Origin of the sequence: Rhodococcus sp. ACT016 (assembly GCF_050477185.1) — a bacterium.
Lineage (GTDB): Bacteria > Actinomycetota > Actinomycetes > Mycobacteriales > Mycobacteriaceae > Prescottella.
In genome coordinates, this window is the sequence record NZ_JBEAET010000001.1 from 35,557 (window position 1) to 50,694 (window position 15,138).

At 70.5% G+C, this 15,138-nt stretch carries 14 protein-coding genes; 13 read left to right on the top strand and 1 reads right to left on the bottom strand.

What is annotated here, in order from left to right:
• From ACQ5DX_RS00180 to hpt, 3 genes are read left to right on the top strand one after another with little or no spacing between them, the layout of a single operon-like run.
• On the top strand, nucleotides 1-1,053 hold the full coding sequence (locus ACQ5DX_RS00180) for a zinc-dependent metalloprotease (RefSeq protein WP_430330685.1): 1,053 nt from the start codon (nucleotides 1-3) through the stop codon (nucleotides 1,051-1,053).
• Nucleotides 1,050-2,021, top strand: coding sequence for a tRNA lysidine(34) synthetase TilS (tilS, locus tag ACQ5DX_RS00185; protein WP_430330686.1), 972 nt, complete (start codon nucleotides 1,050-1,052; stop codon nucleotides 2,019-2,021). Before ACQ5DX_RS00180 ends, tilS begins: the two co-directional genes overlap by 4 nt.
• Nucleotides 2,022-2,033: 12 nt before the next feature.
• Complete coding sequence (gene hpt, locus ACQ5DX_RS00190) at nucleotides 2,034-2,588, top strand: hypoxanthine phosphoribosyltransferase (protein WP_430330687.1); 555 nt, start codon at nucleotides 2,034-2,036, stop codon at nucleotides 2,586-2,588.
• Here the strand turns inward: hpt and ACQ5DX_RS00195 are convergent.
• On the bottom strand, nucleotides 2,549-4,888 hold the full coding sequence (locus ACQ5DX_RS00195; protein WP_430330688.1) for a serine/threonine-protein kinase: 2,340 nt from the start codon (nucleotides 4,886-4,888) through the stop codon (nucleotides 2,549-2,551). The genes hpt and ACQ5DX_RS00195 overlap by 40 nt on opposite strands.
• A 101-nt stretch (nucleotides 4,889-4,989) precedes the next feature.
• On the opposite strand from ACQ5DX_RS00195, the gene ACQ5DX_RS00200 reads away from it, so the two are divergent.
• From ACQ5DX_RS00200 to panC, 10 genes are all read left to right on the top strand, one after another.
• The gene (locus ACQ5DX_RS00200; protein ID WP_430330689.1) at nucleotides 4,990-6,342 is read left to right on the top strand and encodes an amidase; all 1,353 of its coding nucleotides are present in this window, start codon (nucleotides 4,990-4,992) and stop codon (nucleotides 6,340-6,342) included.
• Nucleotides 6,343-6,612: 270 nt separating this feature from the next.
• Nucleotides 6,613-8,958, top strand: coding sequence for an ATP-dependent zinc metalloprotease FtsH (ftsH, locus tag ACQ5DX_RS00205; protein WP_430330690.1), 2,346 nt, complete (start codon nucleotides 6,613-6,615; stop codon nucleotides 8,956-8,958).
• Nucleotides 8,959-9,042: 84 nt separating this feature from the next.
• Nucleotides 9,043-9,660, top strand: coding sequence for a GTP cyclohydrolase I FolE (gene folE / locus ACQ5DX_RS00210; protein WP_430330691.1), 618 nt, complete (start codon nucleotides 9,043-9,045; stop codon nucleotides 9,658-9,660).
• Between the two features lie 32 nt (nucleotides 9,661-9,692).
• Nucleotides 9,693-10,541 (top strand): dihydropteroate synthase, encoded by an 849-nt coding sequence (folP, locus tag ACQ5DX_RS00215; RefSeq protein ID WP_430335505.1) that lies wholly within the window; start codon nucleotides 9,693-9,695, stop codon nucleotides 10,539-10,541.
• Nucleotides 10,534-10,935, top strand: a complete 402-nt coding sequence (gene folB, locus ACQ5DX_RS00220) for a dihydroneopterin aldolase (RefSeq protein ID WP_430330692.1) — start codon at nucleotides 10,534-10,536, stop codon at nucleotides 10,933-10,935. Before folP ends, folB begins: the two co-directional genes overlap by 8 nt.
• A complete protein-coding gene (gene folK / locus ACQ5DX_RS00225) occupies nucleotides 10,932-11,441 on the top strand; it encodes a 2-amino-4-hydroxy-6-hydroxymethyldihydropteridine diphosphokinase (RefSeq protein WP_430330693.1) in 510 nt (169 codons plus the stop codon). Before folB ends, folK begins: the two co-directional genes overlap by 4 nt.
• Before the next feature lie 5 nt (nucleotides 11,442-11,446).
• Nucleotides 11,447-11,914, top strand: a complete 468-nt coding sequence (locus ACQ5DX_RS00230) for a DUF3180 domain-containing protein (RefSeq protein WP_430330694.1) — start codon at nucleotides 11,447-11,449, stop codon at nucleotides 11,912-11,914.
• An 81-nt stretch (nucleotides 11,915-11,995) separates the two neighbouring features.
• Nucleotides 11,996-13,093, top strand: coding sequence for a DUF6779 domain-containing protein (locus ACQ5DX_RS00235; protein ID WP_430330695.1), 1,098 nt, complete (start codon nucleotides 11,996-11,998; stop codon nucleotides 13,091-13,093).
• Between the two features lie 147 nt (nucleotides 13,094-13,240).
• A complete protein-coding gene (locus ACQ5DX_RS00240; RefSeq protein WP_430330696.1) occupies nucleotides 13,241-14,167 on the top strand; it encodes a Rossmann-like and DUF2520 domain-containing protein in 927 nt (308 codons plus the stop codon).
• Entirely contained in the window at nucleotides 14,164-15,108 is a 945-nt protein-coding gene (gene panC, locus ACQ5DX_RS00245; protein ID WP_430330697.1) for a pantoate--beta-alanine ligase, read from the top strand. The genes ACQ5DX_RS00240 and panC overlap by 4 nt, the downstream gene beginning before the upstream one ends.
• Nucleotides 15,109-15,138: the final 30 nt, after the last annotated feature.

Genomic DNA, 15,138 nt, shown 5'->3' on the forward strand with positions numbered 1-15,138 from the left:
GTGACGGAGTCGGAGAGCGGATTCGCAGGCGCGGTGGACTGGGGTCTGGCCGCGCGCACGGGCGCGCGTCTGGCTCCGGCGGGGCCCTCGACCTCGCGGTACACCGCGCAGGCCGTGGTCGCCGAACTCGAGAGTGCGTCGATCCGCGCCGAGGGACCTGTCCGCGACGTCACCGGCCTCGCCGACGGGCTGCCGATCCCGTCCGCGCAGGTGGTGGACCGGGTCGGCTGGATCCGGGCGGCGGCCCACTCGATGGCACAGCTCACCGGATCCGACGTCGACGCCGCGCAGGGTTCCCTCCTGGCCGGCAAGCCGGGCGGCGTGCAGGCCGGCGCGATGCTCGCGTACCTGTCGTCGGCGATCCTCGGCCAGTACGACCCGTTCAGCGGCGAACACGGCACGCTGCTGCTCGTGGCGCCCAACGTGCTCCAGGTGGAACGCACGCTGAGGGTGCCGCCCAGCGACTTCCGGCTGTGGGTGTGCCTGCACGAGGTCACCCACCGTGTGCAGTTCTCGTCCGCCCCGTGGATGGCGGACTACATGCGCGACGCTGTCGCGACGCTCGGCGAGGCGTCCGAGGAACCGATGTCGGAGGTCGTCTCGCGGCTGTCCACCGCCCTGCGCGAACGCCGCCGCGGCGAGGAACTGCCCGTCGACCAGCGCGGCATCGTCGGACTCGTGCGCGCCACCCAGGCCGAACCGCAGCGCCGGGCGCTCGACCGCATGCTCGTGCTCGGCACCGTCCTCGAGGGCCACGCCGACCACGTGATGGACGCCGTCGGGCCGGAGGTCGTGCCGTCGGTCGTGCGCATCCGCAAGGCGTTCGACGCGCGGCGCCGACGCCAGACCAATCCCGTGCAGCGTCTCGTGCGCGCGCTGCTGGGTATGGACGCCAAGATGGCGCAGTACGTGCGCGGCAAGCGTTTCGTCGACGCGGTCGTCGATCGGGTCGGGATGGACCGGTTCAACACGATCTGGACCGGGCCCGACACCATGCCCACCCTCGACGAGATCGAGAACCCCGACGCCTGGATCGCCCGGGTGCTCGGGTGAGGCTGCTGCCCGAGGAGCCCGCGATCCTCGAGGTGCGGCACGCGGTCCGCGCCTGGCTGTCGCGCCACGAGCCCGCCGGTGCAGTGGTGGTCGCGCTCTCCGGCGGGGCCGACTCCCTCGCCCTCACGGCGGCCGCCGTCGCGGAGGCGCCGTCGGTGCGCGCGCTCGTCGTCGACCACCGGTTGCAGGCCGGCTCGGCGGAGGTGGCCGCTGTCGCCGCGTCCCGCGCCCTGGACCTGGGGTGCGCCCGTGCCGACGTCGTGCCGGTCGACGTCGCCGGACCCGGCGGGCTCGAGGCCGCCGCCCGCGCCGCCCGGTACGCCGCCCTCGACGCCGGTCGCGACGGGCATCCGGTCCTGCTCGGGCACACCCTCGACGACCAGGCCGAGACGGTGCTGCTGGGGCTGGCCCGCGGATCGGGTGGCCGGTCGATCCGGGGCATGGCCGAGTACGACGCCCCGTGGGGTCGACCGCTGCTCGGGGTGCGCCGGGCGATCACCCGTCACGCCTGTACCGAACTCGGGATCCGACCGCACGAGGATCCGCACAACTCCGACCCCGGCTTCACCCGCGTGCGGCTGCGCACCGAGGTACTGCCGCTGCTCGAGGACACCCTCGGCGGCGGCGTCGCCGCTGCCCTCGCCCGCACCGCCGAACAGCTCCGCGAGGACGGTGAGGTCCTCGACACACTCGCCGGTCGGACGCTGGCGTCGGCGCGGGACGGCGACGACCTGGTCGTCGAGCACCTGGAGTCGGTTCCCGTCGGGGTGCGGCGTCGGGTCCTGCGATTGTGGCTGCTCGGGCGCGGCGCGAAGGCATTGACCGACAGGCAGTTACGGGCCGTCGACGAGCTGATCGGGCGGTGGCGCGGGCAGGGTGGGGTCGCCGTCGGTGGCGGTAGACCGGGAGTCAGGTTGGTTGCATTTCGGCGGCGTGGCAGGCTGTCGACGGGGTTCGTGAACGACTGAAGGGAATGCTCCGTGTACGAGGGCGACATCGCATCGGTACTGATCTCCGAGGAGCAGATCAAGGAGCGGACGGCGGAACTGGCCGCGGCCGTCGCCGAGCGCTATCCGGCCGGGGCGCCCGAGGGCGACCTGCTGCTGGTCGGCGTGCTCAAAGGCGCGATCTTCTTCATGACCGACTTCGCGCGGGCCCTGCCCATCCCCACCCAGATGGAGTTCATGGCCGTCAGCTCGTACGGCTCGTCGACGTCGTCGTCCGGCGTCGTGCGCATCCTCAAGGACCTCGACAAGGACATCGCCGGCCGCCACGTGCTGATCGTCGAGGACATCATCGACTCCGGTCTGACGCTGTCGTGGCTGATGCGCAACCTCAAGACCCGCAACCCGGCGTCGCTCGAGGTCGTCACGCTGCTGCGTAAGCCCGAGGCGGTCAAGGTCGACGTCGAGGTCGCGCACGTCGGCTTCGACATCCCCAACGAGTTCGTCGTCGGCTACGGACTCGACTACGCCGAGCGCTACCGCGACCTGCCCTACATCGGCACCCTGGACCCCAAGGTGTACGGCGGATAGTTCCCCTGCGACACCACGCGTTCGAGCGCCCGCAGATCCTCCTCGAGCAGGCGGAACAGCCAGTACACGAGCACGAACGCGACCACGCCGCCCACGCACAGCACCCGCACCGCGTAGACGACGAGGGAGATCTCGTCGGGCGACAGGAACGTCACCCCGGCGACCCCGACCAGCGGCACCGACGCGGCCACCGCGAGGTACAGGGTGCTGCGGCGGTCGAGCCCACGTAGCCGCCGCTCGTCGCTGCTGCTGGTGATGCCGTGCGGCAGCAGTGACGGGTACAGGCAGCGCACCGCATAGAACGTCACCAGGAAGAACGGATACGCGACCGCGACCGCGCCGCACACGATCTGCGATCCCAGGAAGTGCACGTAGGCGCCGTGCGGTAGCCCGCCCGCGGCGATCTGCAACGCGACCGGGAACGCGATGCCCGCCACGAGCCACAACGCGAACACCACCGCGACGATCCGGTCGCCCATCAGCAGGGTGTCGGCGCGCGCCCGGGCGAGGGCGGCCGCGTCGTAGCTCCGGCCTTTGCGTAGACCTCGGGGCACCGAGATCACGTGCCGGCACAGGTACACGATCAGCAGGAACCCGAGCGGGAACACGATGCTGTTGATGACCTGCGATATCTCTCCGAACCGCTGCTGGGCCTGCGGAGAGAGCTCGTCGATGATCAGCGTCTGGTTGTGGTGGTAGTTGTAGATCGCCGCCAGCACGTTCGGCACGCCCACGCCCAGCGCGACGATCGGCACCATCCACGGCCGCAGCCGGTACCGCCAGCTGTTCGGCGGCGGGTCGACGAGGTCACGCGCCCGGGCGTCCAGGCACAGGTCGAACTGCTGCGCCAGTTCCGCGCCCGTCGACCAGCGGTCCGCGGGATCCGGCGCCAGGCACGTCAGCAGGACGCGGCGCAGCGCCGCCGGGCAGTCGTCGGGCAGCTCGTCCTGGAAGCTGGGGTCGATCTCGCGGCGGCGCAGTGCCAGCATCCGCTCGAGCGATGTCGCCGACTCGCCGGCGTCGCGCTCGTCGGCGAACGGCCGCCGACCGGTCAGCAGCTCCCACAACATCACCCCGAGTGCGTAGATGTCGCTGCGGGCGTCCAGGTCCGTGGCCGTTCCGGGCAGATCCGGGTGGCAGGCCTCGAGCTGCTCGGGCGACATGTACGCCAGGGACCCGCCGAAGTACGCGACCGGGCTGGTCCCGGCGACGCGGTCGCTGAAACTGATGTTGAAGTCCGCCAGCTTCGGCACACCCTCCGACGTCAGCAGCACGTTCGCGGGCTTGATGTCGCGGTGCAGCACCCCGTGCGCGTACGCGTAGTCGAGGGCGTCGGCGAGGCGTCGGCCCAGCCACGCGACCGCCTCCGGCCAGCTGAGTGCCGCGATCTCGTCGCGGACGCTCGAGTCGCTCGACCGGATCTCACCCTTCCGCTCGAGAACGTCGTCGACCGACTCGAGTAGCAGCCGCCCGGTCCGCGGGTGTTCCGGATCGGGCGGGTACTCCCGGACCCGCCGCAGGACGTCGAGCAGCGTGCCGCCCGGCACGTACTGCATGTACAGCAGCTTGAGCGCGCGATCCCCGAGGAGGCGCTGGTCGAACACCCGGACGATGTAGTCGTGGTCGAGCTGGGCCAGCGTCTGGGGTTCGGTGCCGTGGTCGTGGGACACCTTCACCGCGACGATCCGCTGCAGGGATCGCTGTCGGGCGAGGAACACCCGGGCGAACGATCCTCGGCCCAGCGCGGAGAGCAGGTCGAAGTCGTCGATGTGGTCGCCGACCTTCACCTGGTCGAGGGCCCGCTGCGCTCCCGGCTGCGCGACCAACGTGCTGCGGTAGTCGGCGGGGCCGTCGAGCAGGGCCGCCACCTGCGCCGCGTTCTCGGGGAACTCGCGCACGTAGGCGGCCGCGTCCACGGCGCGACCGCTGCGGCGCCGCAGGTGGAAGTCCTCGTAGATGAGGTCGACAGGAAGCGGCTTCGACTGCAGTTCGGGGAACTCCCCGCGGTATTCCGCCAGCGGCTTGGGTAGATCGGCGTGCAGCAGTCGGTACTCGAGATCGACCTTCACGAGTTCGACGATCGCCGCCCGGCGGAGCGCATCGCCGACGCGAAGGCCACCGGGCAGGAACGACTCGATGTCTGGCGGCACGCCGGCGGTCTCCCACTCGGCTGCGAACCTGGCCACGACATCGGCCAGGAACGACACCGTCCGGGAGCCCGGATCCGCAAGCGGTGCGCCGTCGATCGTCGTGGCGCCACCCGGTGGATCGGATTCTGTCGATCGGACTCGACCGTCCATCACTCGTCACCGTCCGAAGATGGGGGAGTGCTTCAGGGGCGGGGGAAACTCACCCCTCGGGGTACTCGAAATGATATCGCCGACGGCGGCATACTCGGCAGGTGCGAGATCCCTCGACCGCGGAGTTCACCGCCGTTTCCATAGCCGCCCGTGTCCGCGACGGGACGCTGTCGCCGGTTGCCGCCGTCGACGATGCGCTGCGCCGGATCGAACACCGCGACCCGCGGATCCGCGCGTTCGTGCGGGTGCTCGGGGAACGCGCCCGTGCCGACGCCGAGGTGCTCGCGTCGCGGCCCGACCTCGCGGACCTGCCCCTCGCCGGGGTGCCGGTCGCGATCAAGGACAACGTCCAGGTGCAGGGCGAACCGATGCGCGACGGCTCCGTGGCGACCGATCCCACACCGTCGACGCACGACCATCCCACGGTGGCGCGACTTCGGGCGGCGGGCGCGATCCCGGTGGGGCTGACCGCGGTGCCGGAACTGTGCGTGTGGGGTGCCGTGGACTCGCCGGGCGTGATCACCCGCAACCCGTGGAACCCGGACCGCGTCCCGGGCGGGTCGTCCGGGGGGTCGGCGGCCGCCGTCGCCGACGGCATGGTGCCGATCGCGCTGGCCGCCGACGGGATGGGATCGATCCGGATCCCGTCGGCCGCGTGCGGCGTCTTCGGTATCAAGCCCAGCCGCGGTGTGGTGCCGTCGGAACTGGGTGCGCACTCGTGGTTCGGGCTCGCGGAGAACGGGCCGATCGCGTCGACCGTCGAGGATGCCGCGTTGATGTTGTCGGTGCTCGCCGACAATCCCGATCTCCGCCGGATCCCGGAGCCGCGGCCGCTACGCATCGGCGTCGCGCTCAACCCGCCGTCGTGGATCCTGCGGGTCGATCCCGAATGGGCGGCCGGCGTCGAGAAGACCGCGGCGCTGCTGGCGAGTGCAGGGCACCGCACGGACACGACCCGGGTGCCGTATCCGCCGAACATGACGGCCGCGTTCGCGCGCTGGATGGCCGGCACCGCCGACGACGCCGCGGACCTGGATCCGGCGTTGCTCCAGCCACGCACCCGCCGGCACGTCGCGCTCGGCCGCGCGATCGAACGCGCGGGCCTGCTGCGGGAGTCCCAGGTGACCCGGATCGAGCAGCGGATGCTCAGCTTCTTCTCGCAGTTCGACGTCGTACTGACCCCGTCGCTCGCACGACCGCCGATCGAGGCCTTGGCGTGGAGCGAGAAGTCGTGGGCCGCCAACGTCGTCGCAAATGTGCGATACGCACCGTTCAGCGCGATGTGGAACGTACTCGGCTGGCCCGCCGCGAGCGTGCCGGTCGGTATGCACTCGGGGTCGCGGACTCCGCTGGCGGTTCAGATCGTCGCGCCGCCGGGTGGCGAACAGACCGTTCTCGCGGTGGCCGCCGAACTCGAGCGCCGACAGGGGTGGCGACGGCACGCTCCCGTGTGAGTTGCGGCACGAACTGGCCTGCGGATCGTTGTTTCGGCCCCGAGCGGGAACCTGAGCGGGGGTGACACGCGTTGAAAACAAATGACGCCACTTCGAGGGAAAATCTCCGGGTGGCTGGCTGCTACCAGGCATCGAGCATTGTCGTCGCGGTAATCTGAGGTGTCCGGACAGCCGGAATGTCCACTTGTCCGGTGATCCGGACCGGTGACACGCACCTGCCCGAGCGTAGCCCGCACTACCGAAAGGACCGGCCGCCGTGGCCGAACCTGTATGAACCGCAAGACAGTGTTCCGCAACCTGGCGATTGTCGCCGGAGTCCTGTTGGTGATCTACGCCTTCACCTACTTCGGCAACGACACGCGCGGGTTCAAGTCGGTCGACACCTCGGTGGCGATCTCGCAGCTCGACTCCAAGAACGTCGAGAAGGCGCAGATCGACGACCGCGAACAGCAGGTGCGCCTGTGGCTCAAGAGCGGCAACGACGCCACCGACGGCAAGACCGAGATCATCGCCAAGTACCCGAGCGCGGCGTCCGAGCAGATCTTCGACAAGGTCTCCGGTTCCGGGGCGCAGGAGTTCAACACCAGCGTCAGCCAGGAGAGCTGGCTGACGTCGATCCTGCTGTTCGTGCTGCCGATGGTGCTGCTGCTAGGCATCTTCTTCTTCGTGATGAACCGCATGCAGGGTGGCGGACGCGGCGGAATGATGGGCTTCGGGAAGTCCAAGGCCAAGCAGCTGTCCAAGGACATGCCCCGGACGACGTTCGCGGACGTCGCCGGCGCTGACGAGGCGGTCGAGGAACTCTACGAGATCAAGGACTTCCTGCAGAACCCGACGCGCTACCAGGCGCTGGGCGCCAAGATCCCGAAGGGCGTGCTGCTGTACGGCCCGCCCGGCACCGGTAAGACGCTGCTCGCGCGTGCTGTCGCCGGTGAGGCCGGCGTCCCGTTCTTCACGATCTCCGGTTCGGACTTCGTCGAGATGTTCGTCGGTGTCGGCGCCTCGCGCGTGCGTGACCTGTTCGAGCAGGCCAAGCAGAACGCCCCGTGCATCATCTTCGTCGACGAGATCGACGCCGTCGGTCGTCAGCGCGGTGCGGGTCTCGGCGGCGGCCACGACGAGCGCGAGCAGACGCTCAACCAGTTGCTCGTCGAGATGGACGGCTTCGGCGACCGGACCGGCATCATCCTGATCGCCGCGACCAACCGCCCCGACATCCTCGATCCGGCGCTGCTGCGACCGGGCCGCTTCGACCGTCAGATCCCCGTCGGCAACCCCGACCTGGCGGGTCGTCGCGCCATCCTCAAGGTGCACTCGCAGGGCAAGCCGCTCGACCAGAACGCCGACCTCGAGGGCCTGGCCAAGCGCACCGTCGGCATGTCGGGTGCGGACCTGGCCAATGTCATCAACGAGGCCGCGCTGCTCACGGCGCGCGAGAACGGCACCGTGATCACCGAGGCGGCGCTCGAGGAGTCCGTCGACCGCGTGATCGGCGGCCCGCGCCGTAAGAGCCGGATCATCTCCGAGCACGAGAAGAAGATCACCGCGTACCACGAGGGTGGCCACACGCTCGCCGCGTGGGCGATGCCGGACATCGAACCGATCTACAAGGTCACGATCCTGGCCCGCGGCCGCACCGGTGGTCACGCGATGACCGTGCCCGAGGACGACAAGGGTCTGATGACGCGGTCGGAGATGATCGCGCGTCTGGTCATGGCGATGGGCGGCCGCGCCGCCGAGGAACTGGTGTTCCACGAGCCGACGACCGGTGCGTCGTCGGACATCGACCAGGCCACCAAGATCGCCCGCGCGATGGTGACCGAGTACGGCATGAGCGCCAAGCTCGGCGCGGTCCGGTACGGCCAGGAGCAGGGCGACCCGTTCCTGGGCCGCTCGATGGGGATGAACTCCGACTACTCGCACGAGGTTGCCCGCGAGATCGACGAGGAGGTGCGCAACCTGATCGAGGCCGCGCACACCGAGGCGTGGGCCATCCTCAACGAGTACCGCGACGTCCTCGACGAGCTGGCGCGTCAGCTGCTCGCGCGCGAGACGCTGACCCGCAAGGACCTCGAGGAGATCTTCACGACGGTCGAGAAGCGTCCGCGGATCACCGAGTTCAACGTGTTCGGCGAGCGCATCCCGTCCGACAAGCCGCCGATCAAGACTCCGCGCGAGCTCGCGATCGAGCGGGGCGAGACGTGGCCGCCGGAGACCGAGCCGGCGCAGCCGGCGCACCGGGCGCCGCAGCCCACGTTCGCGCAGCGTGACAACGCGCCGGTGAACGGTCACGGTGCTCCCGAGCCGTCGTTCGGCCGTCCCGCCCATCCGGTGGGTCCGCCGCAGCCGTCCGCGCCGGTGCAGGGCACCCGCCCCGACTACGGAGCGCCGGCCGGCTGGTCCGCGCCGGGCTGGCCGCCGCGGGAACCGGCCGATCACGGATCCGCCCAGCAGGGTGGGTGGCAGCCGTATCCGCAGTGGGAGCCGCCGCAGGAGCAGCAGCAGCCGATGGGCCCCGACGGCGGACTGGGTCGTCAACCTGGCGATAATGGGACCGACCGGTCTGACGGTGACAGCCCGACGCAGGTCTGGGAGGGGCCGAGCGGCCCGCAGTAGTTCCCTCGCAACTAGGCTTGGCCCAGGCTCACCCGTGCTGGTGTGGGCCTGGGCGTTCAGCCCCGATACTGGAGGTGCGGTCGGTTGTCGGTGAATCAGTTGGGGAGCGAGTCGGTCGCGCTCATGACGGGAAGGCCGTTCGATCAAGCACGCGCCGAGGCCGCCGTGCGTGAGCTGCTGATCGCGGTCGGCGAGGACCCTGATCGCCCGGGACTGCTCGACACCCCGGCTCGCGTGGCACGGGCCTACCGCGAGGTGTTCGCGGGCCTGTACACCGATCCGGACGACGTCCTGAACACGACGTTCGACGAGGGACATCAGGAGATGGTCCTCGTCCGTGACATCCCGATGTACTCGACCTGCGAGCACCACCTGGTCTCGTTCCACGGCGTGGCGCACGTCGGTTACATCCCCGGCCCGACCGGCCGGGTCACCGGCCTGTCGAAGCTGGCGCGACTGGTCGACCTGTACGCCAAGCGCCCCCAGGTGCAGGAGCGTCTGACGAGTCAGATCGCCGACGCACTCGTTCGCAAGCTCGACCCGCGCGGCGCGATCGTCGTCGTCGAGGCCGAGCACCTCTGCATGGCGATGCGCGGAATTCGCAAGCCCGGCGCGAGCACCACGACGTCGGCGGTGCGCGGCCTGTTCCAGACGAACTCCGCGTCCCGTGCCGAGGCCCTGGATCTGATTCTCCGCAAGTGATCGCGTTACCGAACCCGGGCCGGCCCATCGTGATGGGCGTCCTCAACGTGACCGCCGATTCGTTCTCGGACGGCGGTCGATTTCTCGACCGGGAAGTGGCCGTCGAGCACGGCCTGAATCTGCACCGGCTCGGGGTCGACGTCGTCGACGTCGGCGGCGAGTCCACCCGGCCCGGCGCCGCGCGGGTCGATCCCGACATCGAGGCGGCGCGTGTCGCGCCCGTGATCGCGGACCTCGCCGCGGCCGGTGTCACGGTCAGCGTCGACACGATGCGCGCGTCGGTGGCGCAGGCGGCGATCGAGGCGGGCGTCTCGATCGTCAACGACGTCTCCGGTGGCCGCGCCGACCCCGACATGGCGCGGGTGGTCGCGGACGCGGGTGTGCCGTGGATCCTGATGCACTGGCGTCCCGCGGGCGGGTTCGTGCACGCCGGCGGATCGACGCACTACGACGACGTGGTCCGCGACGTCCGCGACGAGCTGATGGTCCAGGTGGACGCAGCGGTCGCCGCCGGCGTGGACCCGAAGGCGCTGGTGCTGGATCCGGGCCTCGGATTCGTCAAGCGACCGGACCACAACTGGCAGCTGCTGCACCGCCTGCCCGAGCTGGTGGAGCTGGGATTCCCGGTCCTCATCGGGGCGTCGCGCAAGCGGTTCCTCGGGTCGTTGCTCGCGGATGCGGACGGCACCGTCCGGCCGCCGGCGGGTCGCGAGGTGGCGACGGCGGTGATCTCGGCGCTCGCGGCGACGCACGGCGCGTGGGGAGTGCGGGTCCACGACGCGCAGGCCTCGCTCGACGCGATCGCGGTCGCGGGCGCCTGGTCGCGTGGATCCCAGAGTCCGATTGTCGGTGGTGCGGTGCCAGGAGGTGGCAGTGAGTGACGTCGATGGTGTCTCGGGCGATCGAATCGAGTTGCGGGGACTGAAGGTCCGCGGCAACCACGGCGTGTTCGATCACGAGAAGCGGGACGGGCAGGACTTCTTCGTCGACGTGACCCTGTGGATGGATCTGGCGCCGGCCGCGGCGTCGGACGATCTGCAGGACACCTTCGACTACGGCGAGCTCGCGCAGCGCGCCGCCGCGATCGTCGGGGGACCGGCACGCGACTTGATCGAGACGGTGGCCGCGGAGATCGCCGACGACGTCATGCGCGACGCGCGGGTGCGGCGCGTCGAGGTGGTGTTGCACAAGCCGTCGGCGCCTATTCCGTTGACGTTCGCGGATGTCGCGGTGGTCGCGACGCGGTCGCGGGCCGCGGTGGGAGCCGCCGGGTGAGCCGCGCGGTGCTGTCCATCGGTTCCAACATCGGGGACAGCCTCGCGCACCTGCAGGGTGTGGTCGACGGGCTCCGCGAGTGGATCGTCGCGGTGTCGCCGGTCTACGCGACGGCGCCGTGGGGCGGTGTCGAACAACAGGATTTCCTGAATGCGACGCTGATCGTCGACGATCCCCGCACCGACTGCCGAGGTTGGTTGCGTCGGGGCCAGCAGCTCGAGGCCGACGCCGACCGGGTGCGTGAGCAGCGTTGGGGGCCACGCACGTTGGACGTCGACGTCGTGACGTGCGACGGGATCAGCAGCGACGATCCGGAGTTGACGCTGCCGCACCCGCGCGCGCACGAACGGGCCTTCGTGCTCGTGCCGTGGCTCGACGTCGATCCGGACGCGACGCTCGCGGTCGACGGTGGCGTCGACGAGCGGGTGGACGCGCTGCTCGCGCGTCTCGACGCCGACGAAAGGGCCGGAGTTCGGCGGACGACGCTGCGACTGGAACTACGGTAACTGTGATGAAGCCGACGCGGATCTGGGATTTGTTGTCGCTGGCACTCGTTGCCGCGGTAGCTACCTGGTTGCTGGTCCGTGTCTCGTACGGTTCGCTGCCCCCGATCCCGGTCTATGCCGGGGCGTCGCTGTACCCGGTCGCGCTGATCGAGACGGTGTTGGCGTTCGTGATCCGCGCGCGGGTCCGGGACCATGCGATCGGCCCGGGGTCGAAGCAGTTGCATCCGATCACGGCCGCCCGCGCAGCCGCTCTCGCGAAGGCGTCGGCGCTGGTCGGTGCGGCGAGCGCGGGCGTGTGGGCGGGATTCCTCGTTTTCCTGTGGCCGCAGCGCTCGCAGCTCAGTGCGGCAGTGTCGGACAGTCCGGGCGCGATTGTCGGGCTGGTTGCCGCGATCTTGTTGGCGGCGGCGGCGCTGTGGCTCGAGCATTGTTGCCGGACTCCCGACGAGCCGCCGGACCAGCCTGCGCACTGAGTTGAGTAATCGGGCAAACCGGATTGTTCACGCCGTTGTGTCTGGGGCGGCTTCCCTGAGAGTCCGGTTACGCTGATCTGCATGACGGTTCCGGGTCGCACCAAGTCTGTACGCCGCAACCGCCGGAGTGCGAGCCAGATGATCGTGGCCGGGCTGGTGGTCCTTGCCGTTGCTGCTTCGCTCCTCTTGATCTTCAGTGAGAGTGTCCAACTGCTCCGCGTGGGATTGGTGATCGCACTGTGGGCCGCGACGCTGGGCGCCATCGCGATGACGAAGTACCGCCGCGAGTCGGCCCTGGACAAGGCGAAGGTCCGGGACCTGCAGAAGGTGTACGAGCTGCAGCTCGAACGCGAGATCACGGCTCGTCGCGAGTATGAGCTGGGCGTCGAGGCTCGGGTGCGCGGTGAGCTGGGCGCCGAGGCCGAGACCATCAAGGCGCTGCGCGACGAGCTCGCCGCACTGCGGAGGAACCTCGAGGTGCTCTTCGACGGACGTCTCCCGGAGGATCGGGTCGCGTTGCGGGCCGAGTCGACGCGGGTGCAGGAGCTGGCCGGCGCCTACCAACCGGCCGCGTCGGGGCTGTTCGTTCCGGGTTCGCAGACGCCCTCTCGCGATCAGCCGCGGCAGCCGGCCCCGCAGGGGCCGGGCTTCGCCACCCCGTACGACGACCCGGTCACGGCGGAGACGACGGTGATTCCGCCGATCGACGTCGAGGCGGTCGAAGCCGCGATGGCCGCGGAACCGGTGCCGACGAAGCCGGTGGCCGCGAAGCCGGTGGCCGCGAAGCCGGTGCCGACGAAGCCGGTGGCTACGAAGTCTGCGCCTACGAAGCCGGTGCCCACGGTGCCGGTGCCTGCGAAGGAAGCGGACCGTGCGAAGGCGTCGGCGCCCGCGAAGGAGTCGGTGCCCGTGGCCGAGGTCGCGCCTGCGAAGGCCGCGAAGGACACGGCGCCCGAGTCGCCGGTGGAAACGGACGAGCCGGACGAGCAGCCGCAGCCCGAGGGCGCGGAGGCCGCCGACGCGCGTCCCGGATCGCGTCGTTCGCGCCGGCTGGCCGAGGACGCCGAAGATGCCGGCGGTGCACACTCGAACGGGCTGTCGGTCGCCGAGATCATGGCGAACCTCGAGTCCGCGGGCGCGGGCGACGGAGGGCCGCGCCGGCGCCGCCGCGCCGAGTAGAAAACCGGTGGTCGCGCGGGCCGCTGCCGTCGAATGAGTGCTAGATCACGTCGACGGCCCGTGGCGGCGTAACTTCGCGCGGCGCTATTCTCTCCGCAGGACGTCTGGTACCCGCCGAGCGGGACTGGAACGAACGAGAGGACGAAAGTGGCCTCCTTCGGGATCACTAACGGCCCCACGCCTGCACGATTGACGGTCGGACTCGTCTCGGCAGGCCGGGTCGGAACAGCTATCGGTGCCGCACTCGAGCGGGTCGGCCATGTCGTTGTCGCATGCTCCGCGGTTTCCGACGCATCCATCCGCCGCGCCGAGACCCGCCTTCCGGACACCGAGATTCTCCCGGTGCCCGACGTCGTGGCCCGCGCCGAACTGTTGATCCTCGCCGTCCCCGACGACGAACTCGCCGGCCTGATCAAGGGCCTGGCCGCCACCGGGGCGGTACGTCCCGGCACGATCGTCGTCCACACGTCCGGCGCCAACGGCATCGGCATCCTCGAACCGCTCACCGTGCAGGGCATCATCCCCCTCGCGATCCACCCCGCGATGACCTTCACCGGTCACGACGAGGACACCGCCCGACTGTCCGACGCCTGCTTCGGGATCACCGCCGCCGACGACATCGGCTACGCGATCGGCCAGTCCCTCGTGCTGGAGATCGGCGGCGAGCCGGTGCGGGTCCGTGAGGACGTCCGCCCGCTCTACCACGCGGCCCTCGCGCACGGCAGCAATCACCTGGTGACGCTGGTCGTCGACGCGGTCGAGGCGCTGCGGGTGGCGCTCGAGGGCCAGGAACTGATGGGGCAGGAACTCGTCGGCGACGACCCCAACGGGCTGCCGGAGCGGGTGTTGCGTCCGCTGCTGTCGGCGGCGCTCGACAACGCCCTGCGGCGCGGGCAATCCGCGCTCACCGGGCCCGTCGCACGCGGCGACGCCGCTGCGGTCGCCAAGCACCTCGAGGTGCTCGACGACGTCGATCCGCAGCTGGCCGCCGGATACCGGGCCCTGTCGTTGCGGACCGCGCAGCGGACGGGGTCGAAGCCGGAACTGATGGAAGTACTCGAGGACCGAAGGTGAGCACTGTGACCGAAGCTTCTGCGCTGCAGGGCGGATTCAAGCGCGGCGAACTGACCGTGCACCACGACCCCGCGATCCTGACGCGGGTGTCGAAGGCGCTGCGCGGCGTCGGACGCCAGGTCGCGCTCGTGCCCACCATGGGCGCCCTGCACGCCGGGCACGTGGAGCTGGTGCGTCAGGCGAAGCTGACGGGTGCGGTCGTCATCGTGTCGATCTTCGTCAACCCGCTGCAGTTCGGCGCGAACGAGGATCTCGACGCGTACCCCCGCACTCTCGACTCCGATCTCGAGTTGCTGCGCGCCGAGGGCGTCGAGCTGGTCTTCGCCCCGACTCCGGCTGCGATGTACCCGGACGGGCCGCGCACCACCGTGCAGCCCGGTCCGCTCGGCGCCGAACTCGAGGGCGAGAGCCGGCCGACGCACTTCGCGGGCATGCTCACCGTCGTCACGAAGCTGCTGCAGATCGCCGCCCCCAACGCCGCGTTCTTCGGTGAGAAGGACTACCAGCAGCTCGCGCTCATCCGGCAGATGGTGCGCGACCTCAACTTCGATGTGCGGATCGTCGGCGTGCCGACCGTCCGCGAGCAGGACGGGCTGGCGCTGTCGTCGCGGAACCGCTACCTGGACCCCGACCAGCGACAGCTGGCCACGACGCTGTCCGCCGCGCTCGTCGCCGGCGCGCATTCCGCTGCCGGCGGCGCGGACGCGATCCTCGCGACCGCCCGCGAGGTCCTCGCCGCCGTCCCCGAGATCGCGGTGGACTACCTCGAGGTCCGAGGTGTGGATCTCGGCCCGGCCCCCGAGCGGGGCGACGGCCGACTCCTCGTCGCGGCCCGGATCGGCTCCACCCGCCTGATCGACAACGTCGGTGTCGCGGTCGGCACCGGCTTCCTCGAACGCGACACGCAGGCAGGCGATCCCGCCGTCGCAGACGTCTACTGACCTCCTGAACCACCGAGAACCGAAGGGCCG